The organism is Pseudomonas syringae CC1557 (genome assembly GCF_000452705.1).
GTDB lineage: Bacteria > Pseudomonadota > Gammaproteobacteria > Pseudomonadales > Pseudomonadaceae > Aquipseudomonas > Aquipseudomonas syringae_F.
The window spans coordinates 1,168,086-1,189,835 of sequence record NZ_CP007014.1 but is presented as its reverse complement, the minus strand read 5'-3'; the positions used below and the strand labels follow the sequence as shown (position 1 = coordinate 1,189,835).

Annotated in this window: 22 protein-coding genes; 7 read left to right on the top strand and 15 right to left on the bottom strand. The window is 58.7% G+C overall.

Annotated elements, in window-relative coordinates; translation table 11 throughout:
* Nucleotides 1-4 precede the first annotated feature (4 nt).
* The 11 genes from pdxJ to rpoE all read right to left on the bottom strand — a co-directional run bounded on the left by pdxJ (nucleotide 5) and on the right by rpoE (nucleotide 10,355).
* Nucleotides 5-745, bottom strand: coding sequence for a pyridoxine 5'-phosphate synthase (gene pdxJ, locus N018_RS05650; RefSeq protein WP_024645293.1), 741 nt, complete (start codon nucleotides 743-745; stop codon nucleotides 5-7).
* A gap of 78 nt (nucleotides 746-823) precedes the next feature.
* Nucleotides 824-1,507: a DNA repair protein RecO gene (gene recO / locus N018_RS05645; RefSeq protein WP_024645294.1), complete on the bottom strand. Its 684-nt coding sequence runs from the start codon at nucleotides 1,505-1,507 to the stop codon at nucleotides 824-826.
* 60 nt (nucleotides 1,508-1,567) lie between these two features.
* Nucleotides 1,568-2,470 (bottom strand): GTPase Era, encoded by a 903-nt coding sequence (gene era, locus N018_RS05640; protein ID WP_024645295.1) that lies wholly within the window; start codon nucleotides 2,468-2,470, stop codon nucleotides 1,568-1,570.
* Nucleotides 2,463-3,152, bottom strand: a complete 690-nt coding sequence (gene rnc, locus N018_RS05635; RefSeq protein ID WP_007248792.1) for a ribonuclease III — start codon at nucleotides 3,150-3,152, stop codon at nucleotides 2,463-2,465. The genes era and rnc overlap by 8 nt, the downstream gene beginning before the upstream one ends.
* Complete coding sequence (locus tag N018_RS05630; RefSeq protein ID WP_024645296.1) at nucleotides 3,149-3,526, bottom strand: DUF4845 domain-containing protein; 378 nt, start codon at nucleotides 3,524-3,526, stop codon at nucleotides 3,149-3,151. The genes rnc and N018_RS05630 overlap by 4 nt, the downstream gene beginning before the upstream one ends.
* 110 nt (nucleotides 3,527-3,636) lie before the next feature.
* Nucleotides 3,637-4,491: a signal peptidase I gene (lepB, locus tag N018_RS05625; RefSeq protein ID WP_024645297.1), complete on the bottom strand. Its 855-nt coding sequence runs from the start codon at nucleotides 4,489-4,491 to the stop codon at nucleotides 3,637-3,639.
* Between the two features lie 9 nt (nucleotides 4,492-4,500).
* On the bottom strand, nucleotides 4,501-6,297 hold the full coding sequence (gene lepA, locus N018_RS05620) for a translation elongation factor 4 (RefSeq protein WP_024645298.1): 1,797 nt from the start codon (nucleotides 6,295-6,297) through the stop codon (nucleotides 4,501-4,503).
* Between the two features lie 171 nt (nucleotides 6,298-6,468).
* Nucleotides 6,469-7,851 (bottom strand): DegQ family serine endoprotease, encoded by a 1,383-nt coding sequence (locus tag N018_RS05615; RefSeq protein ID WP_418903468.1) that lies wholly within the window; start codon nucleotides 7,849-7,851, stop codon nucleotides 6,469-6,471.
* A 330-nt stretch (nucleotides 7,852-8,181) separates the two neighbouring features.
* Nucleotides 8,182-9,141, bottom strand: a complete 960-nt coding sequence (locus N018_RS05610; protein ID WP_025389058.1) for a MucB/RseB C-terminal domain-containing protein — start codon at nucleotides 9,139-9,141, stop codon at nucleotides 8,182-8,184.
* A gap of 8 nt (nucleotides 9,142-9,149) precedes the next feature.
* A complete protein-coding gene (locus N018_RS05605) occupies nucleotides 9,150-9,740 on the bottom strand; it encodes an anti sigma-E factor RseA C-terminal domain-containing protein (RefSeq protein WP_024645301.1) in 591 nt (196 codons plus the stop codon).
* Between the two features lie 33 nt (nucleotides 9,741-9,773).
* Complete coding sequence (gene rpoE, locus N018_RS05600) at nucleotides 9,774-10,355, bottom strand: RNA polymerase sigma factor RpoE (protein WP_002554912.1); 582 nt, start codon at nucleotides 10,353-10,355, stop codon at nucleotides 9,774-9,776.
* 495 nt (nucleotides 10,356-10,850) lie between these two features.
* Here rpoE and nadB point away from each other — a divergent pair, with 495 nt between their 5' ends.
* Nucleotides 10,851-12,467: an L-aspartate oxidase gene (nadB, locus tag N018_RS05595; RefSeq protein ID WP_025389057.1), complete on the top strand. Its 1,617-nt coding sequence runs from the start codon at nucleotides 10,851-10,853 to the stop codon at nucleotides 12,465-12,467.
* On the opposite strand, the gene N018_RS05590 is transcribed toward nadB, so the two are convergent.
* Nucleotides 12,436-12,903 carry a protein YgfX gene (locus N018_RS05590; RefSeq protein ID WP_025389056.1) on the bottom strand — a complete coding sequence of 156 codons (468 nt, stop codon included), beginning with the start codon at nucleotides 12,901-12,903 and terminating at the stop codon, nucleotides 12,436-12,438. The two genes, nadB and N018_RS05590, sit on opposite strands and share 32 nt — an antisense overlap.
* Complete coding sequence (locus N018_RS05585) at nucleotides 12,887-13,141, bottom strand: succinate dehydrogenase assembly factor 2 (RefSeq protein ID WP_024645304.1); 255 nt, start codon at nucleotides 13,139-13,141, stop codon at nucleotides 12,887-12,889. The genes N018_RS05590 and N018_RS05585 overlap by 17 nt, the downstream gene beginning before the upstream one ends.
* A 151-nt stretch (nucleotides 13,142-13,292) precedes the next feature.
* Between N018_RS05585 and ygfZ the strand changes: the two genes are divergently transcribed.
* Nucleotides 13,293-14,234, top strand: coding sequence for a CAF17-like 4Fe-4S cluster assembly/insertion protein YgfZ (gene ygfZ, locus N018_RS05580; protein ID WP_038401687.1), 942 nt, complete (start codon nucleotides 13,293-13,295; stop codon nucleotides 14,232-14,234).
* 112 nt (nucleotides 14,235-14,346) lie between these two features.
* Entirely contained in the window at nucleotides 14,347-15,168 is an 822-nt protein-coding gene (locus tag N018_RS05575; RefSeq protein WP_024645306.1) for an HDOD domain-containing protein, read from the top strand.
* Between the two features lie 11 nt (nucleotides 15,169-15,179).
* Here the strand turns inward: N018_RS05575 and N018_RS05570 are convergent, their stop codons facing one another.
* Together N018_RS05570 and N018_RS05565 are read right to left on the bottom strand one after the other, a co-directional pair.
* Nucleotides 15,180-16,562: a sensor histidine kinase gene (locus tag N018_RS05570; protein WP_025389054.1), complete on the bottom strand. Its 1,383-nt coding sequence runs from the start codon at nucleotides 16,560-16,562 to the stop codon at nucleotides 15,180-15,182.
* Nucleotides 16,555-17,226 carry a response regulator gene (locus N018_RS05565; RefSeq protein ID WP_024645308.1) on the bottom strand — a complete coding sequence of 224 codons (672 nt, stop codon included), beginning with the start codon at nucleotides 17,224-17,226 and terminating at the stop codon, nucleotides 16,555-16,557. The genes N018_RS05570 and N018_RS05565 overlap by 8 nt, the downstream gene beginning before the upstream one ends.
* Nucleotides 17,227-17,700: 474 nt before the next feature.
* Here N018_RS05565 and N018_RS05555 point away from each other — a divergent pair, with 474 nt between their 5' ends.
* The 4 genes from N018_RS05555 to N018_RS05540 all read left to right on the top strand — a co-directional run bounded on the left by N018_RS05555 (nucleotide 17,701) and on the right by N018_RS05540 (nucleotide 21,742).
* Nucleotides 17,701-18,678, top strand: coding sequence for a Bug family tripartite tricarboxylate transporter substrate binding protein (locus N018_RS05555; RefSeq protein WP_024645310.1), 978 nt, complete (start codon nucleotides 17,701-17,703; stop codon nucleotides 18,676-18,678).
* 62 nt (nucleotides 18,679-18,740) lie between these two features.
* On the top strand, nucleotides 18,741-19,199 hold the full coding sequence (locus N018_RS05550; protein ID WP_024645311.1) for a tripartite tricarboxylate transporter TctB family protein: 459 nt from the start codon (nucleotides 18,741-18,743) through the stop codon (nucleotides 19,197-19,199).
* A 1-nt stretch (nucleotide 19,200) separates the two neighbouring features.
* A complete protein-coding gene (locus N018_RS05545) occupies nucleotides 19,201-20,715 on the top strand; it encodes a tripartite tricarboxylate transporter permease (protein ID WP_024645312.1) in 1,515 nt (504 codons plus the stop codon).
* A complete protein-coding gene (locus tag N018_RS05540; protein WP_024645313.1) occupies nucleotides 20,708-21,742 on the top strand; it encodes an AbrB family transcriptional regulator in 1,035 nt (344 codons plus the stop codon). Before N018_RS05545 ends, N018_RS05540 begins: the two co-directional genes overlap by 8 nt.
* The last annotated feature ends 8 nt before the right edge of the window (nucleotides 21,743-21,750 follow it).

Here is a 21,750-nt window from a genome sequence, read left to right as displayed (position 1 = left end):
ATACTTACCTGGCAGCCGCGACGATCAGCGCTTTCATTTCGGACACCGCCGCCTTGAAGCCAACGAACAAAGCGTGAGCCACCAGCGCGTGGCCGATGTTGAGTTCATTGATGCCCTTGATTGCCGCGACCGCTTCGACGTTGTGGTAATGCAGGCCGTGACCGGCGTTGACGATCAGGCCCTGAGCAAGACCAAACGCTACGCCATCGGCAACCCGCTGCAGCTCTTCGGCCACTTCGGTCGGCGTCTGGGCGTCCGCATAACGGCCGGTGTGCAGTTCGATGGCTGGCGCCCCCACGCGCTTTGACGCCGCAATCTGACGCTCGTCGGCGTCGATGAACAACGAGACTTCACAGCCGATCTTCGCCAGTCGCTCGACCGCCGCCTTGATGCGCGCTTCTTGCCCGGCAACGTCCAGACCACCTTCAGTGGTCAGTTCCTGACGCGTCTCCGGCACCAGACAGATATGCGCCGGGCGGATGCGCTCGGCAAAGGCGAGCATTTCTTCGGTGACGCCCATCTCGAAATTCATGCGCGTCTGCAACACATCCTTGAGCAGCAGAACGTCACGTTCCTGAATGTGTCGACGGTCCTCACGCAGGTGAACGGTAATGCCATCGGCGCCCGCTTCTTCGGCGTCCAGCGCGGCTTTCACCGGGTCCGGATAACGCGTGCCGCGAGCCTGACGCAAGGTGGCTACGTGGTCGATGTTCACGCCGAGCAGGATGCGAGTACTTTGAATCACGGTTGTCTCCAGAAAAATGGACGGGCTGATTTGATCGACTTGAGACCGTTCGAGCAGGCTCTAGAGGATAAAGCCTGATCAAGGCTTGCGAAACAGTTCTCGGCTGACGAGCGGACGTCCGCCCAGATGCACAGCCAGCGCCTGACGCATCAGACGCTTGGCGGCAGACAATGCGCCAGGGATGCTCCAGTCAGCCTCGGCCATGGCCAGCAGCTCGACGCCCTGGAACAACCCGGGTTGTAACAGGTAGACACGCTCAAGCCCGGCATCCACTTGCAGACGGTACATGCCATCTGCTGCCAGCGGCTCGCCGTTGATATCGGCGTCCATGGCAAAACCGTAGCCGAGATCGTCCAGCAGCCGCCATTCAAAGGAACGCAGCAGCGGCTCCAGTGGACGGCCCGCTGCCAGCGCCAGCAAGGTGGCGGCATAGTGATCGAATACAGCGGGATGCGGATCTTCGGCAGGCAGCAGGCGAATCAGCAATTCATTGAGGTACATGCCGCTGAACAGCGCTTCACCGGTCATCCAGGTGGCCACACCTGCGCTTTCCATGCGCCCGACGTTCTTCAGTTCGCCACGCCCGCGAAACTCGACTTCCAGCGGCACGAATGGCCGTGCCAGCGAACCGGCCTTGCCCTTGGCACTGCGCAACACCGCCCGCAGAAGCCCTTGCGGCGTGAGGAAGTCGACCAGCGCGCTGTTTTCGCGATAGGCACGGCTATGGAGCACATAAGCAGGTTGGCCGGTAGGCGTGCTCATCAGGCGGGCTCGAAAGAAAAGAATTCGCCCGACCGCTCAGGGGGCAGGCGAAAGGACAGCTTAAAGGTCGCCGTAACCCAGCGAACGCAGTGCGCGCTCATCATCGGACCAGCCACCCTTGACCTTGACCCACAGGTTGAGCATGACCTTGGAGTCGAACAACAGCTCCATGTCGCGACGGGCATCACTGCCGATACGCTTGATGCGATCACCCTTGTCGCCAATGATGATCTTCTTTTGACCATCACGTTCGACGAGAATCAAGGCGTGGATGTGCAACGTACGCCCCTGTTGCTTGAACTCTTCGATTTCGACGGTGATCTGGTACGGAAGCTCGGCACCCAACTGGCGCATGATCTTCTCGCGGACCAGTTCGGCAGCCAGGAAGCGACTGCTGCGGTCAGTGATCTGATCTTCCGGGAAAAAGTGCTCGCTCTCGGGCAGATGGGAAGCGATCAGGCTTTCCAGTGCTTCCAGGTTGTGCCCGTGCTGCGCGGAGATCGGCATGATGGAGGCATTCGGCAACTGGCCTTGCAGCCACTCCAGATGCGGCATCAGCGCGCTCTTGTCTTCGATACGATCGGTCTTGTTGATCGCGAGAATCACCGGACCCTCGACGTATTGAACACGCTCCAGAACCATTTGGTCTTCGTCGGTCCAGCGGGTACGATCCACAACGAAGATCACCACGTCGACGTCTTTCAAAGCAGCCGACGCCGTCTTGTTCATGTAGCGGTTAAGCGCTTTTTCGCCATTCTTGTGCATGCCGGGGGTGTCGACATAGACGGCCTGAACAGCGCCCTCGGTCTTGATGCCCAGCATGTTATGACGAGTGGTCTGCGGCTTGCGCGAAGTAATCGCCAGCTTCTGACCGAGAATATGGTTGAGCAGCGTGGACTTGCCTACGTTAGGGCGGCCGACGATGGCAACATAGCCACAGCGAGTTGCGGTTGTATCAGTCATGACCGTTCTCCACGCCCAGGGCAATGAGTGCTGCTGCTGCGGCTACCTGTTCGGCAATCCGGCGGCTGACACCCTGTCCTCGGCTCTTTTCATTCAAAAGGTTGATCTCGCATTCGACGAAAAACGTCCGGCAATGCGGTTCGCCCTGAATATCCACCACTTCGTAACGCGGCAGATCGCAGGCGCGCGACTGAAGGAATTCCTGCAATCGGGTTTTCGGGTCCTTGTTGGTGTCCACCAGCGTCAGGCTATCGAACTCGGTGGTCAGCCAGGCCAGCACACGTTCACGTGCTGCCTCCATGCCTGCATCGAGATAGATCGCTCCGATCAGCGCTTCAAGCGCGTCAGCCAGAATGGACTCACGACGGAAACCGCCGCTTTTCAACTCGCCGGACCCAAGACGCAGGTACTCGCCCAGATCGAAACCGCGCGCCAGCAGTGCCAGGGTTTCACCCTTCACCAGCCGCGCTCGCAAGCGTGACAACTGACCTTCGCGGGCCTGCGGAAAACGCTCGAACAGCGCCTCGCCGGCTACGAAGTTGAGAATGGCATCACCGAGGAATTCCAGACGCTCATTGTTGCGACCGGCAAAACTGCGATGAGTCAGGGCGAGAACCATCAGCTCCTGATCCTTGAAAGTGTAGCCGAGCTGACGCTCCAGGCGGCTCAGGGATACGCTCACGGTTTACCCACGCTGAATTGCTTGTCGAACTTCAATACCAGATCGATGTTCTGGAACCACGGCTCACGCTGTTCATAATTCAAATGAGCTTTGAACGCGTTGTTCTCCACCGTTACTTTCAACGCCTTGTTCAAATCTATATCCCGAATGCTGTTGACCTGCATGTTCTTACCGACATAACCGTAAAATTCGTCGACCGTGGTGATATCCAGGGTCTGGTTGGTGTCGACCGCTTCGATGATTTTCTTCATCGTCATGTAGTCGAGGTAGTGAGGGACCAGCTTGAAGGCCGTGCTGGTCGCAAAGGCGACCAACGCCAGCACCAGCAGCCATCCCACGAGCGAAAAACCTTTTTGAGAAGTAGAGAACTTCATGTTCGACCTCAAAAGTGCGCAGCTTGCCCGACCGGGCCGACGCGTCGTTCAGAGGCGCTTCCCGTCAGCCCAAATGACAAACGGCGCTGCTCAAGGCAGCGCCGCATCGATTACTTGATCAACCCAACGCGTGCAAAGTTAGGGAAGTGGCTGAGCTTCGGCTCTGGCCAGCTCATCCATACCGCGAAGGCTTTGCCCACGATGTTCTTGTCTGGAACCATGCCCAGCTCGTCTTTGGGAATATTGGGATCATCCCAGTAGCGGCTGTCATTGGAGTTGTCGCGATTGTCGCCCATCATGAAGTAGTGAGCGGCAGGTACGGTCCATTCACTGTCGGGCGGCGCACGGTAACGGGTCATTTCCTGACGGATCTGGTGCTCGACTGCACCCAGTTGCTCTTCATACAGTTCCGCGCTGCCCAGTGTGCCCGGCTCGGAGCCGATCAGCTTCTTGGCAACCAGCTCACCGTTGATGAACAGTCGCTTGTCGCTGGTATAACGGATGCGATCACCCGGCAGACCGACGACGCGCTTGATGTAGTTGACGCTTGGGTCGCTAGGGTAGCGGAACACCATCACATCGCCACGCTGCGGGTCACCGATCTGGATCACCTTCTGGTCCAGGACCGGCAGGCGGATGCCATACGAGAACTTGTTGACCAGAATGAAATCGCCTACATCCAGCGTCGGTTTCATGGAGCCCGATGGAATCTGGAACGGCTCGACCAGAAACGAACGAAGCACCAGCACGATAAACAACACCGGAAAGAACGATTTGCCGTACTCAACCAGCAAAGGTTCCTTGTTCAATCGCTCGACGACAGCAATGTCAGGTTCACCGACGCTGCCCTGATAGTTCGAAATGGCTGCCCGGCGACGAGGCGCAAGGACAATCAGGTCGATCAGTGCGAGCACGCCACAGACAAACACAGCAATGACCAACAACAGCGGGAAATTTAGTGACATAGGACCTGACTATTCCAACCTGAGCACTGCGAGGAAGGCTTCCTGTGGAATTTCCACATTACCGACCTGCTTCATGCGTTTCTTACCGGCCTTTTGCTTCTCGAGCAATTTACGCTTGCGGCTGACGTCACCACCGTAGCATTTGGCCAATACGTTCTTTCTAAGCGCCTTGACGGTTGTCCGCGCCACAATCTGACCGCCGATAGCCGCCTGAATTGCCACGTCGAACATCTGCCGAGGAATCAGCTCTTTCATCTTCTCGGTCAACGCACGCCCTTTGTAGTGAGCGTTGTCGCGGTGAACGATCAGAGCCAGGGCGTCGACCTTCTCGGTGTTGATCAGCACGTCGAGTTTGACGAGGTTAGCTGACTGGTAACGATCAAAATGATAATCCAGCGAAGCATAACCACGGCTGACAGACTTGAGACGATCGAAGAAATCCAGAACCACTTCATTCATCGGCAAGTCGTAGCTCACCTGAACCTGAGTGCCGAGGAACAGCATGTCGTGCTGCACGCCACGCTTTTCGATGCACAGGGTAATGACGTTGCCAAGGTGCTCCTGCGGCACAAGAATATTTGCCCGAACAATAGGTTCGCGCATGTCTTCGATGGCCGACAGGTCAGGCAGTTTGGATGGGTTGTCGACGTAGATCGTCTCACCGGTCTTCAACAGCAACTCAAAGATTACGGTGGGCGCGGTGGTGATCAGGTCGAGGTTGTACTCGCGCTCCAGGCGCTCCTGGATGATCTCCATGTGGAGCATGCCGAGGAAGCCGCAACGGAAGCCGAAGCCCAGTGCGTCGGAGCTTTCCGGCGAATACTGCAGCGAGGAGTCGTTCAGCGTGAGCTTCTGCAGCGCTTCACGGAAGTCTTCGAAGTCGTCTGAACTGACCGGAAACAGGCCTGCATAAACCTGAGGCTGGATACGCTTGAAGCCGGGCAGCACGTCCACATCGGGGGTCGTGCTCAGCGTCAGGGTGTCACCGACCGGTGCACCGTGAATGTCCTTGATGCCCGCGATGATGAAGCCCACTTCGCCGGCTTTCAGATCAACGGTCGCGGTGTGCTTGGGGTTGAACACGCCGACGCTGTCGACCAGGTGCAGCTTGCCGGTCGACTTGACGAGGATCTTGTCGCCCTTGCGAACGCGGCCATGGCGTACACGCACCAGCGACACGACGCCCAGGTAGTTATCGAACCATGAGTCGATGATCAGCGCCTGCAACGGAGCTTCGATGTCACCGGTCGGTGGCGGGATGGTCGCTACCAGACGCTCAAGGACCTCGTCGACCCCCATGCCGCTCTTGGCGCTGCACGCGACGGCGTCAGTGGCATCGATGCCGATGATCTTCTCGATCTCTTCCTTGACGCGGTCCGGATCGGCCTGCGGCAAGTCCATCTTGTTCAGTACCGGCATGACCTCAAGGCCCTGCTCGATGGCGGTGTAGCAGTTGGCAACCGACTGGGCCTCTACGCCCTGACCGGCATCGACCACCAGCAATGCACCTTCGCACGCGGCCAGCGAACGGCTGACTTCATAGGTGAAGTCGACGTGTCCGGGGGTGTCAATGAAGTTCAGCTGGTAGGTGATACCGTCCTTGGCCTTGTAATACAGGGTAACGCTATGGGCCTTGATGGTGATCCCGCGCTCGCGCTCGAGGTCCATGGAGTCAAGCACCTGCGCTTCCATTTCGCGCTCGGTCAAGCCGCCGCACATTTGAATGAAGCGATCGGCCAGCGTCGACTTGCCATGGTCAATGTGGGCGATGATGGAGAAATTGCGGATATGACTCAAATCACTCACGGATCAACACTCAAAAAGGTTGCAGGCAGATTGCCCGCCGAAAAATAGCCGGGAATTGTACCTGAACTAAGCAAGAGGCGTCACGCTTACAGGCATTCGGATCAATGCCGGGCAAACATTCAGCCACAAAAAAGGGTGGCCGTAGCCACCCTTCCCGGTCCAATCAGCCCGTTACTCGGACAGCTTGAAGGTAATGAAGGTCGCTCGACCCTGACGCAGAACGCGCATCGAGACGGAACGATCCTTCGGCAGGCTTTTAGCCACTTCGGTGAACTGCTTGCCGGTGGTAATCGCCTGGTTATTCAGGTGAGTGATCACGTCACCCGGTTGCAGACCGATCAGCGCCGCCGGGCCACCGGTGACTTCCTTGATTGCCACGCCACCTTTGATGTCCAGGGTCTTCTTCTGCTCGGCGGTCAGCTCGATCACCGATACGCCCAGACGATTGCTGCTGCGTTCGGCACCGGCGCCAGGCATGTCGCCCATTTCCTGACCTTCATCCGGCAGCGCGCCGACGGTGACGGTCAGTTTCTGACGCTTGCCATCGCGAATCACTTCAAGTTCGGCCTTGCTGCCGTCCTTGAGGTTACCGATCAAGTGCGGCAGATCAGCCGACATGATGATGGGCTGACCGTTCGCGCTGAGAATCACGTCACCGACCTGCAAGCCACCCTTGGCCGCCGGACCGTCCTCCAGCACCTGAGCAACCAGCGCACCGGCAGGCTTGTCCAGACCAAACGACTCGGCCAGGTCCTTGTTCACTTCCTGGATGACCACACCCAGCCAGCCGCGACTGACCTTGCCGCTGGCCTTTAGCTGATTGGCAACATCCATGGCGACGTCAATCGGGATCGCGAACGAGAGCCCCATGAAACCGCCGGAACGGGTGAAGATCTGCGAGTTGATCCCGACCACTTCGCCCGCCATGTTGAACAGCGGACCGCCCGAGTTACCCGGGTTGATCGCCACGTCGGTCTGAATGAACGGCACATAGGTGTCATTCGGCAGACTGCGCCCCTTGGCGCTGACAATACCCTTGGTCACCGAGTGATCGAAGCCGAAAGGCGAACCTATCGCCAGCACCCACTCACCTACCTTGAGCGTGTTTGAGTTGCCCAGCTTGGCAGTCGGAAGATCCTTGCCTTCGATCTTCAGAACGGCGACGTCAGTGCGTGGATCAGTGCCGACCAGCTTGGCTTTCAATTCGCTGCGATCAGACAGGCGCACCAGAATCTCGTCGGCACCGTCGATTACATGGTTGTTGGTCAGAACATAGCCGTCAGGCGAAATGATGAAACCTGAACCCAGCGACTGAGCCTCGCGCTGGCGATCACCCTTGCCAGGCGCCCGTGAACCCGGCGGCATGCTGCGCTCGAGAAATTCGCGGAGCATCGGCGGCAGGCCTTCCATATCCGGCATCTGTTGATTGGCGATAGCCCGATCCGGCAATTTCTGGCGGGTACTGATGTTCACCACAGCGGGCGACGCCTGTTCGACCAGCCCGGTAAAGTCGGGCAGGTTTTCGGCTTGGACCGCAGCGACCTGTCCAAGCATCAGCACGGCGGCAATCAAGGAAAAATAAGACTTCATACGTGGTATCGACATACGGCTCCCGTTCGTAACGAGCAAAATTAAGCAGTACAGAGCAGCTGCCTCAGGAATCCCGAGCAGCAATGCTCATTCCAGAGTCAGATGTATGGCCCACAAACGACAAAGGCCAGAGCTGCGAGGCTGTGACCTATAGAAAAAATACAGGAGTTTTGCAACGTGAAAACCTCACCAAACATTTCAGTATCTCGCCCAAGGCCAGTTTGACTGCGGTCTGGCGGCTCATTGACCCAAGATGAAAATTTCTACACCCAAGGTATTCGTCGCTTCAGATATTCATTGCTTTGCTGGAGTGTCATCACTGCGCATGGATAACGCAATACGCTCGGCAGTCCCCATGGGCACTTCTCCGACGACCGTCACCATCATGTCACCCTGAGGCGTGGTGAGACGACGCGAAACAGCTGCTGTAGGCCCTAACTGGGTTCGAATATCTGACGAAGACGAGCCTTTCACGGCTTCGATGAACACTGAGAAACGCGCCAGACCGTCGCCGTACATCAGACGGGTAACGGAAGACTGCGTAGCGGGATCCTTGCGGACGCCACTGCTACCGAGTTCAAAACCCGGGGGCAGCCAGTCCGAGCGCCATGCAACGGGACTTATGGACGCTTCAGGCTTGGTTTTTACGACAGACACCGGCTTGCACTCGGCGCTGGCTTTGAGCACCTGATCTGACAATACGCTGGCAGTATCAAGATCGGTAAACTGGAAACGCTCAAGCAATTGACCCTTTTCACTTAACAACAGTGATTTGAGCAAAAGTCCGGTTTCGTTATCCAGATGAAGTTCCAGGCCGTAGCGATGCTGATCTTTGGGCGACAATGCAACTATCGTCGTCTGGCGACCGGCCACTCTGGATTTGCCGACAATTTTCATGTCGTACCAGGCGGAAAGTCTTTTGACATCGAACGCACGGGCGGTAGAAACAGCCGGATTGGCTACACCCGCTTCAAGCGTACCGCTAACGCACTCGGTGAGCCCGCCAACGCGCAACACTTCCTGAGCAGAACCATCAAGTTGCAACAAACGCTCCTGAACCTTGCCGTCCGCTATGCGGTGCCAGATCCTATGGGTAGAAAAACTACCGTTGCGTTCGTATACAAATGTGCCTTGATAACTCTGCGACAGATCAACTTTGGCAAGACGATTGATAGCGTCTTGCGCGTCGTCCGCCTGTACCGGGAGGGCAAGCCATCCACCAAGCAGTAATGGCAGTAGAGGGACGGCTCGCATGATCCTCCTTAACGGTTTTCCAGGCTGGCAGCACGCGCATACGGCAGCGCGCTTTCAGTACCTTTCAAGGCCGCATCCTGAGCGTGTTGGCGCAGGTAACCCGGTAGACGCTGATCGCCTTCACCAGCACCCTGCAACACACCGTTGGCCATAGGACCCGGTGCCTGCTCGGCACTTTCAGTGTAGCCGGCCAGTACAGCTGGGCCTTTGACTTGCGGAACAGTCAGGTTGGCAGGCTGTTGGGTCTGCTGAGCCAATTGCGTGCTGGTGATGTCGTCCTGGTTGTACAGGCGGACACCGGCCAGAACGGCTACGGTAACCGATGCTGCAACGGCCAGGCGACCCAGCGTGCGCCAAGGACCACGTGCAACCTTGAGCGGGCTGACTTCATCGGCAATCGCGGCAGATACAGCAGCCGAGATATCCAGATGAGGGATCAACAACTCTTTGTGCATCGCTGCACGAGCAACTTGATAACGCGACCAGGTTGCACGTGTATCGGCATCGTCAATGGCATTCAATACCCGACGTAATTCCAGTTCGTCCGCTTCGTTATCCAACACCGCGGACAGCGATTCCTGCAGGGCTTCACGACTCATGGCGGGTTCCTCTCTTGGGCTATCGCCGCTGTCTCAGGATTCCTGCAACAACGGCTGCAGGGCTTTATCGATGGCTTCCCGAGCGCGAAAGATGCGAGAGCGCACGGTACCAACAGGACACTGCATGACGCTCGCAATGTCTTCATAACTCAGACCATCGAATTCACGTAAAGTTAGTGCCGTACGCAAATCTTCCGGGAGAAGCTGGATGGTCCGATGGACGGTGCCTTCGATCTCATCTCTCAACAATGCACGCTCCGGCGACTCGATGTCCTTGAGGCCGTGATCGCCGTCGTAGAACTCCGCGTCTTCAGACCTTACATCGCTATCTGGTGGTCGACGACCTCTCGATACCAGATAGTTCTTCGCCGTGTTAATGGCGATGCGATACAGCCATGTATAAAAAGCGCTGTCACCGCGAAAATTTCCGAGTGCACGGTAAGCCTTGATAAACGCTTCCTGTGCAACATCCTGAGCCTCATGGGTGTCGTGCACAAATCGCACGATCAACCCTAGAATTTTGTGCTGATATTTCAGCACCAAAAGATCAAATGCTCGCGTATCACCGCGCTGAACGCGCTCGACAAGCTGCTGATCCTCTTCCTGGGTTAGCATGAACACTCCTCATTAAGCTTGAAGGAGCGTTGCAACTGACATTGTTCAGGCTCGCAAACATAGACTCGGGCTTTTCGCAAAAGTTCTCCCCCTTCAAGCAAGTTTCCTGCAGACCATCTTGACGCCTGCACGAAAAACGCAGCTCGACAGGGTCGGCTGCGCGAATAGTCTTGTCGCCGGATTCGCAGTTGATGATCACTTATCTAACACTGCAAAAAAGGCGCTGTTCCTTTGTAGGCAACCTGCTATTGAGCCTGGACCTCACTGAAAAGTTCCATTGACGCAATGACAGGCGTGGACCCCGAACTGCATATATCGCCGAAAAATCACTGAACTGAAGCATTTCCAGTGAATATCCCGGGAAAACAATATGCATGACGTCAGAGACTGGAGCACAATCTCTGCCCGCCGTGGTTTCACATTGCCATGTAGGCGCGGCTATTGTGCCGTTACCCCCATACTTATACTAGTGGCCGCCAAGGGCAGAATGCGCAGATGAGCCAACATTTTCAGCACGATGTACTGGTAATTGGCAGCGGCGCTGCAGGGCTGAGTCTCGCCCTTACGCTTCCGGGGCATCTGCGGATTGCCGTACTGAGCAAAGGCGATCTGGCCAACGGTTCGACATTCTGGGCCCAGGGTGGCGTCGCGGCAGTGCTCGATGACACCGATACCGTGCAGTCTCATGTAGAAGACACCCTGAATGCCGGCGGGGGCCTTTGCCACGAAGACGCCGTGCGCTTTACGGTCGAGCACAGCCGCGAGGCCATTCAGTGGCTAATTGATCAGGGCGTGCCGTTTACCCGCGGTGATGGCGGGGACGCGGATGAAAGCGGCTATGAGTTTCACCTGACCCGTGAAGGCGGTCACAGTCACCGACGCATCATTCATGCGGCCGATGCCACCGGCGCGGCGATTTTCCGCACCCTGCTCAAGCAAGCCAGCCAACGACCGAATATCGAATTGCTGGAACAGCGCGCCGCCATCGACCTGATCACCGAACGCCGCCTTGGCCTTGAAGGCAAGCGCTGCCTGGGCGCTTACGTTCTCGATCGAAACAGTGGCGAAGTCGACACGTACAGCGCGCGCTTCACGATTCTGGCGTCGGGCGGCGCTGCAAAAGTCTATCTGTACACCAGCAACCCGGATGGCGCATGTGGTGACGGCATCGCGATGGCCTGGCGTGCGGGGTGTCGGGTGGCGAATCTGGAATTCAATCAATTCCACCCCACCTGCCTCTATCACCCGCAGGCCAAGAGCTTTCTTATCACCGAAGCGCTGCGCGGTGAAGGCGCCTACCTCAAGCTGCCCAACGGCGAGCGCTTCATGCCGCGATTCGACGAACGGGCAGAACTGGCCCCTCGCGATATCGTGGCGCGGGCCATCGACCATGAGATGAAACGCCTGGGTATCGATTGCGTTTATCTGGACATCAGCCACAAACCCGAAGCGTTTATCAAGACGCACTTCCCGACCGTCTACGAGCGCTGCCTCGAGTTTTCCATCGACATCACCCGTCAGCCAATTCCAGTGGTGCCTGCCGCGCATTACACCTGTGGCGGTGTGATGGTGGACAGCCAGGGCCATACCGACGTGCCCGGCCTGTATGCCATTGGAGAAACCAGCTTCACCGGCCTGCACGGTGCAAACCGCATGGCCAGCAACTCGCTGCTGGAGTGTTTTGTCTATGCTCGCTCCGCCTCTGCAGACATCGAGAAGCAGCTGAATGACATACCCATGCCCAGGGACTTGCCTGCCTGGGATGCCAGCCAGGTGACCGATTCGGATGAAGACGTGATCATCGCGCACAACTGGGACGAGCTGCGGCGCTTCATGTGGGACTACGTGGGCATTGTGCGTACCAACAAGCGCTTGCAGCGCGCCCAGCACCGGGTGCGCCTGTTGCTTGACGAAATCGACGAGTTTTACAGCAACTACAAGGTCAGCCGCGACTTGATCGAGCTGCGCAACCTGGCGCAGGTCGCCGAACTGATGATCCAGTCAGCCATGCAACGCAAGGAAAGCCGCGGCCTGCATTACACGCTGGATTATCCCGACATGTTGCCCGAGGCACTCGACACTATTCTGCTGCCACCCAATTACGCCGGCTGAATTTCAGGCGCACACGCAGGCGGCGGTGAACATCCGGCGTCAGCGCATCCCGGGGGATGCAACAGCTGGCGGCTAACCCTGAAGGTTTGCCATCGCCGCCAATCAGGCGAAAACGCAGAATCACCACCAATGGCAAGGCCAGGCTGTCAGGCCTCAGGCAAACCGGCTGCCACCCGCCTCGCTCACTCCAGAGCTGCCAGCCCTGCCGATCACGTTTCAGCGCGCGGTAGGCCGCAGGATGCCCGAGCAGTATCGATCTGGGCAGCACCCAGACGGCATGCGCCAGGCATGACAAGCATCCGGCCAGCGCTGCCCATGGGTGAATATCCAGGCAGAGCAGCGCGGTCAGCGCCAGTGCCTGAGCAAACAGATAAGCGGCCAGCAGCAGGCGCGAAGCCTGCCAATGGCATTCGAAAAGGTCAGTCGGGCTGGACACGATCCAGAATCATACGAACCATGCGTTGCAGCTCTGGGTCTTCGGATTCGGCGCGCTGCATGAACCAGCCGAACATGTCCTGATCCTCACAGGTCAGCAGACGGCGATAAAGATCGCGGTCCACGTCATTCAAATGCGGGTAGACCTCACGGACAAACGGCACCAGCAGCACGTCCAGTTCAAGCATGCCACGGCGGCTGTGCCAGTAAAGGCGGTTGAGTTCAACGTCTTCGACCATGGAGCGCTCCTCAAAGTAGGCGGCGAGTATACAGCCGTGAGCCAGTAGCGCGAACCGCACAATGGTCGCAGCAGTTTTCATGTACCCGTATTCATATCGTCGACTGGGCACTATGATGTGTCCCCGGACTTTTTCCCAATCTGCGATGACCATGGCCCACACAGCTTTTTTCTGCACGCTATCCCATGAGGGCGTTCTCGCCGTTCGCGGCGTGGACGCCAGCAAATTCCTTCAAGGTCAATTGACATGCAACCTCGGTTATCTGAGTGAGAGCACCTCAAGCCTGGGGGCCCGCTGCACACAGAAAGGTCGTATGCAGTCGAGTTTCCGTATTGTGTTCGAAGGTGATGGGTGCCTGCTGGCAATGGCCAGCGAGCTGATCGAGCCGCAATTGCTGGACCTGCGCAAATACGCAGTGTTCTCCAAATCGAAACTCACCGACGAAAGCGCTGCCTGGGTGCGCTTTGGTCTGCAGGAGGCTGACGACGCGCTGGCCAGCCTTGGGCTGGATCTGCCGCAGGAAACCGGCGCCGTGGCAAGGGCCAACGAATTGATCGCCATTCGTGTTTCACCGGCCCGTGCCGAACTGTGGGTCCGCGCCGATCAGGCTGACGACATCAAGTCGCGTCTGGCAGCACAACTGACAGAAGGCCCGTTGAATGACTGGCTGCTGGGCCAGATCCGCGTCGGCATCGGCCAGGTATTCGGAAGTACGCGTGAAGAGTTCATCCCGCAGATGATCAACCTTCAGGCGGTCGGCGGCGTCAGCTTCAAGAAGGGTTGCTACACCGGCCAGGAAATCGTCGCGCGCATGCAGTATCTGGGCAAACTCAAGCGCAGGCTTTATCGCCTGACCCTGCAAGGTGAGCAGATTCCGGAGCCCGGCACAGCGCTGTTTTCCCCCGTACACGCCAGTGCCGTGGGCAACGTGGTGCTGGCCGCACAGGCCGGGCAAGGCATCGAATTGCTCGCCGTGCTCCAGGGCGACGCTGCAGAAAGTGGTCATCTGCATCTTGGTTCGCCGCAAGGCGCAGCGCTGCAAATGAGTGAACTGCCCTACACGCTGGACAGTAAACTCGAAACTCTGCGCTAGGCCTGGCGAACGCATTCAAGTTCCTAATGTCTCTAGAGCGATCCAGCAGCACGCTGGCGCTGTTTTGGGCGCGCGAAAAACTCTGGACACTCCTAACGGCTGCGAGATGCACATGAGCAAGATGGCTGACGAGGTGCAGAGAAACCTGATCAAGGCTATCGACAGAGATGCCTTGTTTCTGCCTACCCTGCCGGAAGTGGCATTGAAGATACGTCTTGCCGCCGAAGACACTGAAATCAGTATCTCGGACCTGAGCAAAGTCATTGGTAGCGACACAGCCCTTTCCGCACGCCTGATCAAGGTGGCGAACAGCCCCTTATTGCGCCCGAATTTTGAAGTCAGTGACGTCAACACCGCCATTCGTCGCCTGGGCGTCAATTACACCTGCAACCTGGCCATCGGCTTGGTCGTCGAGCAGATGTTCCACGCCAAGTCGGAAGTCATCGAACAGAAGATGCGTGAAATCTGGAAACAAAGCCTCCAGGTCGCTGGCATCAGCTATACCCTTTGCCAGCGCTACACCCACCTCAAGCCTGATCAGGCCACGCTCGCCGGTTTGATCCACCTGATTGGAATACTGCCGATCCTGACCTACGCCGAAGATCATTTCGAGCTGCTGTCGGACCCCATCAGCCTCAACCACGTGATCGACAGCATTCACCCGGTCATCGGCGAGCGCCTGCTGCGCTCCTGGGATTTCCCCGAACTGCTGGCTTGCGTACCGGGTCAGTTCCAGAATTTTGCGCGTGTTTCAAAAAGCCCTGATTACACTGACCTGGTGCAGATCGCCACGGTGCATGTCCACAAGAACACGGATCACCCGTTCAGCGAGATCGAGATGACCGAACTGCCCGCGTTCAGTCAGTTGCGGCTTAGCGAAGCCGACGGCACGCTGGCAGCGCAAATGGACGAAGCCAAGAGCATGCTCTACTAGCGTCATCGGCTTCAGGACATTGTAAAACTGACTCGCACTTTGAGGCCCCGCTCGGCACCGTCATGCAGCGTGATCCTGGCCAGATGCGCGCGGCAGATCTCTCCCACGATCGCCAGGCCGAGCCCTGCTCCACAGCCCTGCTGACTGCGACGATAAAAGCGTTCGAAAACCCTTTCGCGCTCTTCTGGCGGAATCCCCGGCCCATCATCCTCCACCTCAAGCACTCCGGGCGCATACACGCGCAGCACCACATTGCCTCCCGGCAGCGTGTGCGCCAGCGCGTTGTCGATCAGGTTGCTCAGCAACTCGTTCAACAAGGTCGGCTCGCCACGCAGCCAGACCGGTTCATCCGCTTCAAGCGCCAACGCAACGCCGCGTGAATGAGCCAGCGGTGCCATGGCCATGCCCAGCTCTCTGGCCAGTTGACTGAGGTCCAGTTGCTGCGCGCCGCCTTCGGCAATTGCCCGCGCGCCGTTTTCGATGCGCGCCAGCGACAGCAACTGATTGGCCAGTTGCGTGAGTCGATCCGTGCCCAGCGCTGCCGATTCCAGTGTTTCTCGCCAGCGTTGCGGGTCGCGCTCACGCAACCCCAGCTCGACTCGCGCCTTGAGAGCCGCCAACGGTGTGCGCAGCTCATGGGCCGCATCAGCGATGAACTGCGCCTGACGCTCGAACTGCAGGCGTAGCCGTTCGGTAAAGTGGTTCAGCGCGCCCACCAACGGACGCAGTTCATGCTGCACCTCAACCATCGGCAACGCGCGAAGGTCATCCGGCTGGCGCTCTTCGACCGACGTGCGCAATCGCTCCAGCGGGCGCAAGGCCGCGCTGACCGTGAACCAGACCAGCAGCAACGCGCCACCGCCCAACATGCCCAGACGCAACAAGGTGTCGGCCATCAGGCTGCGCGCCATGCCTTTGCGCGCCTCCTGAGTTTCTGCCACGCGAATTTCGGCAGTGCCGTTCATGCCAGGATCGGTCACCGGCTTGAGCAGGCTGACAACTCGCACGTCCTGGCCCTGATAGGTCCCGTTATAGAATTTGGCCAGCGCCGGATAGTCATCGGTGCGCAAGGTGCCGGGTGGCGGTGACGGCAGGTTTTCGTAGCCGGAAATCAGCTTCTGATGAATGTCATTGACCTGGTAATAGATGCGCCCCTCGCTGTCATAGGCAAAGGTGTCGAGCGCCACGTACGGAATGTCGGCGCTCAGCGTCCCGTCACGCTGGGTCAGCCCGGCGGCAATGGTCCGGGCCGACGCCAGCAAAGTGCGGTCATAGGCCGTGTCGGCCACTTCACGCCCATTCCAGTACGCACTCATGCCGCTGGCCAGCATCAGCACCACCAATAGCAATGCCAGATTCCACAGCAGCCGCCAGCGCAGGCTGTCGTTAATCATCGCGGCTTTCAAGCAGATACCCCAGACCACGAAAGGTGACAATCGCCACGGCATGCCCGTCGAGCTTCTTGCGCAGGCGATGGACGTAGATCTCGATGGCGTCGGGACTGGCTTCTTCATCAAGTCCGAACACCTGCGCTGCGAGTTGCTCCTTGCTCATCACCCTCCCAGGCCGGGCGATCAGCGCTTCCAGCACAGCCTGCTCGCGTGACGTCAGCGCCAGCAATTCTTCGCCCAATGTGAAACGCCGTGTGTCCAGATCATAGGTCAGCACTCCGCAACATTGCTGCCGTTCGCCGCCCAGCACGCTGCGACGCAGCAATGCCTTGACCCTGGCTTCCAGCTCCGACAGTTCGAATGGCTTGGCCAGATAATCGTCTGCCCCCAGATTCAGACCGTGAACGCGATCCTTGACGTCGCTGCGCGCGGTCAGCATCAGCACTGGCAGGTTCTTGCTGCGCGCTCGCAAACGCGCCAGCACTTCGAAGCCATCCATGCGCGGCAGGCCCACATCGAGAATCGCGACGGCATATTCCTCGCTGCTCAACGCCAGATCGGCGGCCACGCCGTCATGTAGCACATCAACGGTCAAACCAGCGCTCTTGAGCGCCTGCGCGACACTTTCAGCCAGTTGCAGATGATCTTCCACAAGAAGAACCCGCATCGCCGTCTCCTGATTGTCACTGTTGTTATAGGGGCTTTGTAGCAGCGGAGTTTACAGGCAGGCCGCCGCCTGTGAAGTGCAGAAACCACCTGCCAACTCTTATCGGTCATCTGACAGGCAACTGAAAGGTTTGCGAAAGGTTGATCATTTAGCATCGCGAAACGACCCACCGGCCAGCGTGCTGGAAGGGTACGTAAAACAGACGCCCGGATGCGGTCTGGAAAATAAAAACAATAAATCGGTAAACGGAGTCACCCCATGTCTACGCCATACCAGGCTTGCTCGTTCCTTGACCATCCGCCCCTGACAGATCGGTCATTACTCCGCTCCACCCTCCTCCATGCACACCTCTGTACCGATAACAGCCCGTTGTCAGCGAACAGCGTTTCGTCGCGCGTCTGACAAAAGCGGTTATCAAGCAGCTTGCTGATCAAAACCTCTCTCAGCCAAAAACAAGAAAACTGGAGACTGAACATGACATTTTCCCTGCGTCAGATCGCGACAACCACTGGATGCATGCTACTCGCCAGCCAATTGCTCGCGGAGCCCAGGCGCCCCGAGTGCATTGCCCCGGCGTCGCCAGGCGGCGGATTCGACCTGACCTGCAAGCTGATTCAGAGCGCGCTGATCAACGAGAAGATTCTGACCACCCCGATGCGCGTGACCTACATGCCCGGCGGTGTCGGTGCTGTGGCGTATAACGCAGTGGTGGCCCAGCGTCCGGCTGATGCAGGCACGCTGGTCGCGTGGTCGAGCGGTTCTCTGCTCAATCTGGCGCAAGGTAAATTCGGTCGCTTCGACGAGAACGCAGTGCGCTGGCTCGCCGCGGTTGGCACCAGCTACGGCGCCATCGCCGTGAAAAGCGACTCGCCGTACAAAAACCTCGACGATCTGGTCCAGGCGTTGAAGGCTGATCCGAGCAAGGTCGTGATCGGCTCAGGCGGCACGGTCGGCAGCCAGGACTGGATGCAGACCGCGCTGATTGCCAAGGCCGCAGGTATCAATCCCCGTGCCTTGCGCTATGTCGCGCTGGAAGGTGGCGGGGAAATCGCCACCGCACTGCTCGGTGGCCATATTCAGGTGGGCAGCACCGACATTTCCGACTCGATGCCGCACATCCTGAGCGGTGACATGCGCCTGCTCGCGGTATTTGCCGACAAGCGCATCGACGAGCCGGAAATGAAAAACATCCCGACCGCCAAGGAACAGGGCTACGACATCGTCTGGCCCGTGGTGCGCGGCTTCTATCTGGGGCCGAAGGTCAGCGACGAAGACTTCAACTGGTGGAAAGCCTCGTTCGACAAGATTCTGGCCTCGGAAGACTTCGCCAAACTGCGTGATCAGCGCGAGCTGTTCCCGTTTGCCATGACCGGCGCGGAACTGGACACCTACGTCAAAAAACAGGTCGCCGACTACAAAATGATGGCCAGGGAATTTGGCCTGATTCAGTAATTGAACGCAATTGACTGACTTTCGGTTGCGCCTGCCAGACGGGCGCGACGCAGGAGCTTCTCATGGTCATACAACGCATTTTCGCTGCCATTCTGTTACTGGCATGCGCAGGCCTGGCCCTCATGGCCTGGCCTTATCAGGCACCTTTCTCCTATGAACCGGTCGGCCCTCGTGCCTTTCCGTTGTTGATGCTCGGGCTGATGAGCGCAGGTCTGCTGTACCTGCTGATTCGCCCTGCAGCCATCGTTCACACCGAAGAAGAGCCCGCGCTGGATCGCCCGACCCTGATCAAGATCGGCGCATGCATCGTATTGCTGCTGATCTTTGCCGGACTCTTCGAACCGCTGGGCTTCATTCTCAGCAGCATCCTGATCGGCATTCCCATGGCGCGCCTGTACGGCGGGCGTTGGCTGCCCAGCATTGTGGTGGTCATTCTGATGAGCGTCGGCCTGTACCTGCTGTTCGACAAGGCCATGGATGTCCCTTTGCCTTTGGGCCTGCTCAGCGTTATGGAGAACTGACATGGATACTTTCGGCTATCTGGGCCAGGGCTTCGGCGTCGCCCTCACCCCGTACAACCTGATCACCGCGCTGTCCGGCACGCTGATCGGTACCGTCGTCGGCCTGCTGCCGGGGCTGGGACCGATCAACGGCGTGGCGCTGTTGATCCCGATTGCGTTTGCCCTGGGTCTGCCGCCTGAATCGGCACTGATTCTGTTGGCGGCGGTGTACCTCGGCTGTGAATACGGCGGCCGTATCAGCTCGATCCTGCTCAATATCCCCGGTGAAGCTTCGACAGTCATGACCACGCTGGACGGCTATCCGATGGCGCGTCAGGGCCTGGCCGGGGTCGCTTTGTCGCTGTCGGCATGGAGCTCGTTCATCGGTGCCTTCATTGCCACCTGCGGCATGGTGCTGTTCGCGCCCTTGCTCGCCAAATGGGCGATTGCGTTCGGTCCGGCGGAATACTTCGTGCTGATGGTGTTCGCAATTGTCTGTCTGGGCGGCATGGCCGGCGATAGACCACTGAAAACGTTTATCGCGGCGTTGATCGGCTTGTTTCTGTCAGCAGTGGGTATCGATGCCAACAGCGGCGTTTACCGCTTTACCGGCGATAACATCCACCTGACCGATGGCATTCAGTTCGTGGTGCTGGTCCTTGGGCTGTTTTCGATCAGCGAGATTCTGTTGTTGCTGGAGAAAACCCATCGAGGTCAGGAAGCGGTCAAAGCTACCGGACGCATGATGTTCAACTTCAAGGAAGCCGCTTCAGTGTTTGTGGTCAACATTCGCTGTGGGCTGCTGGGCTTCATCCTCGGCGTGCTGCCGGGTGCCGGTGCGACGCTGGCCAGCGCGGTTGCCTACATGACCGAAAAACGCATCGCCGGGGCTAGCGGCAAGTTCGGCCAGGGTGACATGCGCGGCCTGGCAGCACCGGAAACCGCCATCGGCGCAACGGCCTGCGGCGCGCTGGTGCCGATGCTTACGCTGGGCGTTCCCGGCTCTGGCACTACGGCAGTGATGATCGGTGCGTTGTCGTTGTACAACATCACACCCGGCCCGATGCTGTTTCAGCAACAACCGGACATCGTCTGGGGCCTGATCGCGTCGTTGTTCATCGCCAACACCATGCTGGTGATCCTCAACATCCCGATGATCCGCATCTTCACCCGCATACTTGCGGTGCCGAACTGGGCACTGGTGCCCGTGATCGCGATCATCACCGGGATTGGTGTGTATGCGGTGCATGCCACCACCTTCGACCTGTTCCTGATGGTCGGCATCGGCATCTTCGGTTACATCCTGCGCAAGCTGGACTTCCCGTTGTCGCCGATCCTGCTCGGGTTCATCCTCGGCGGCCTGATGGAGCAGAATCTGCGCCGCGCGCTGTCGATCTCCAACGGTGAACTGGGAATTCTCTGGTCCAGTCCGATCACGCTCGGGGTCTGGGTGGTGACCGTGTTCATGCTGCTGTTCCCGCTGCTCCGGATCTGGCGTAAACGCGCGAAGCAGCGAGCTGCCGCGATTCATGGCTGAGCCCACTCTGCGCCACTGGTGGGCGACGCCGCTGGTCGGCCTGCTCGGCGGTTACCTCGCCAGCCAGGTCGGCTGGCCGTTGCCGTGGATGGTCGGTTCTCTGCTGGCGATCATCCTGGTGCGCTGCCTGACACCCTGGCAATTGGCGCAGATTCCCGGTGGCCGCAAATGCGGCCAGTTGATCATCGGCATCGGTATCGGCCTGCACTTCACCCCGGTGGTCATCGAACAGGTGCTCGCGCATTTCGGCCTGATTTTCATTGGCGCGCTGGTCACCAGCCTGTCATGCCTGGTGGGCGTCTGGCTGATGCTGCGCACAGGGGAAGATCGCCCTACGGCGTTTTTCTCCAGCATGCCGGGCGGTTCCGGGGAGATGGTCAACCTCGGCGCTCGCAACGGCGCCAGGCTCAGCAGTGTGGCGGCGGCGCAGAGTCTTCGGGTACTGGCCGTGGTGCTCTGCGTGCCGGCGATCTTCAAGTACCTGCTGGGGGATGGTGCACCTGCCCTGCACACCACGGTTGTGGACTGGCGCTGGCTGGCTTTTCTGCTGCCGGTCGGTGCAGCACTGGCCTGGCTGTGGCAACGTCTCAAACAGCCTAACCCGTGGCTATTCGGCCCGTTGCTGCTCAGTGCCGTGGTGAGCGTGGCCTGGGACCTGCGGATCGGCTTGCCCAATGGAGCCAGTCAACTCGGTCAATTGCTGATCGGCAGCGGGCTGGGCTGTCATTTCAATCGGGAATTTTTCAGGCGAGCGCCTTCGTTTCTAGCGCGCACGCTGCTGGGCACCGCGCTGACCATGTTGATCGCTGCACTGGCAGCGCTGGGTCTCAGCGCCCTCACCCAACTGGACTTGCGCTCACTGACGCTGGGCATGATGCCCGGTGGCATTGCCGAGATGAGCCTGACCGCGGAGGTGCTGCAACTGTCGGTGCCACTGGTGACGGCCATGCAGGTGATGCGCTTGTTGTTTGTGCTGTTTCTCGCCGAGCCGCTGTACCGACGCTGGAACAGGCGGCTCGCTGACTGAGCAGGTCA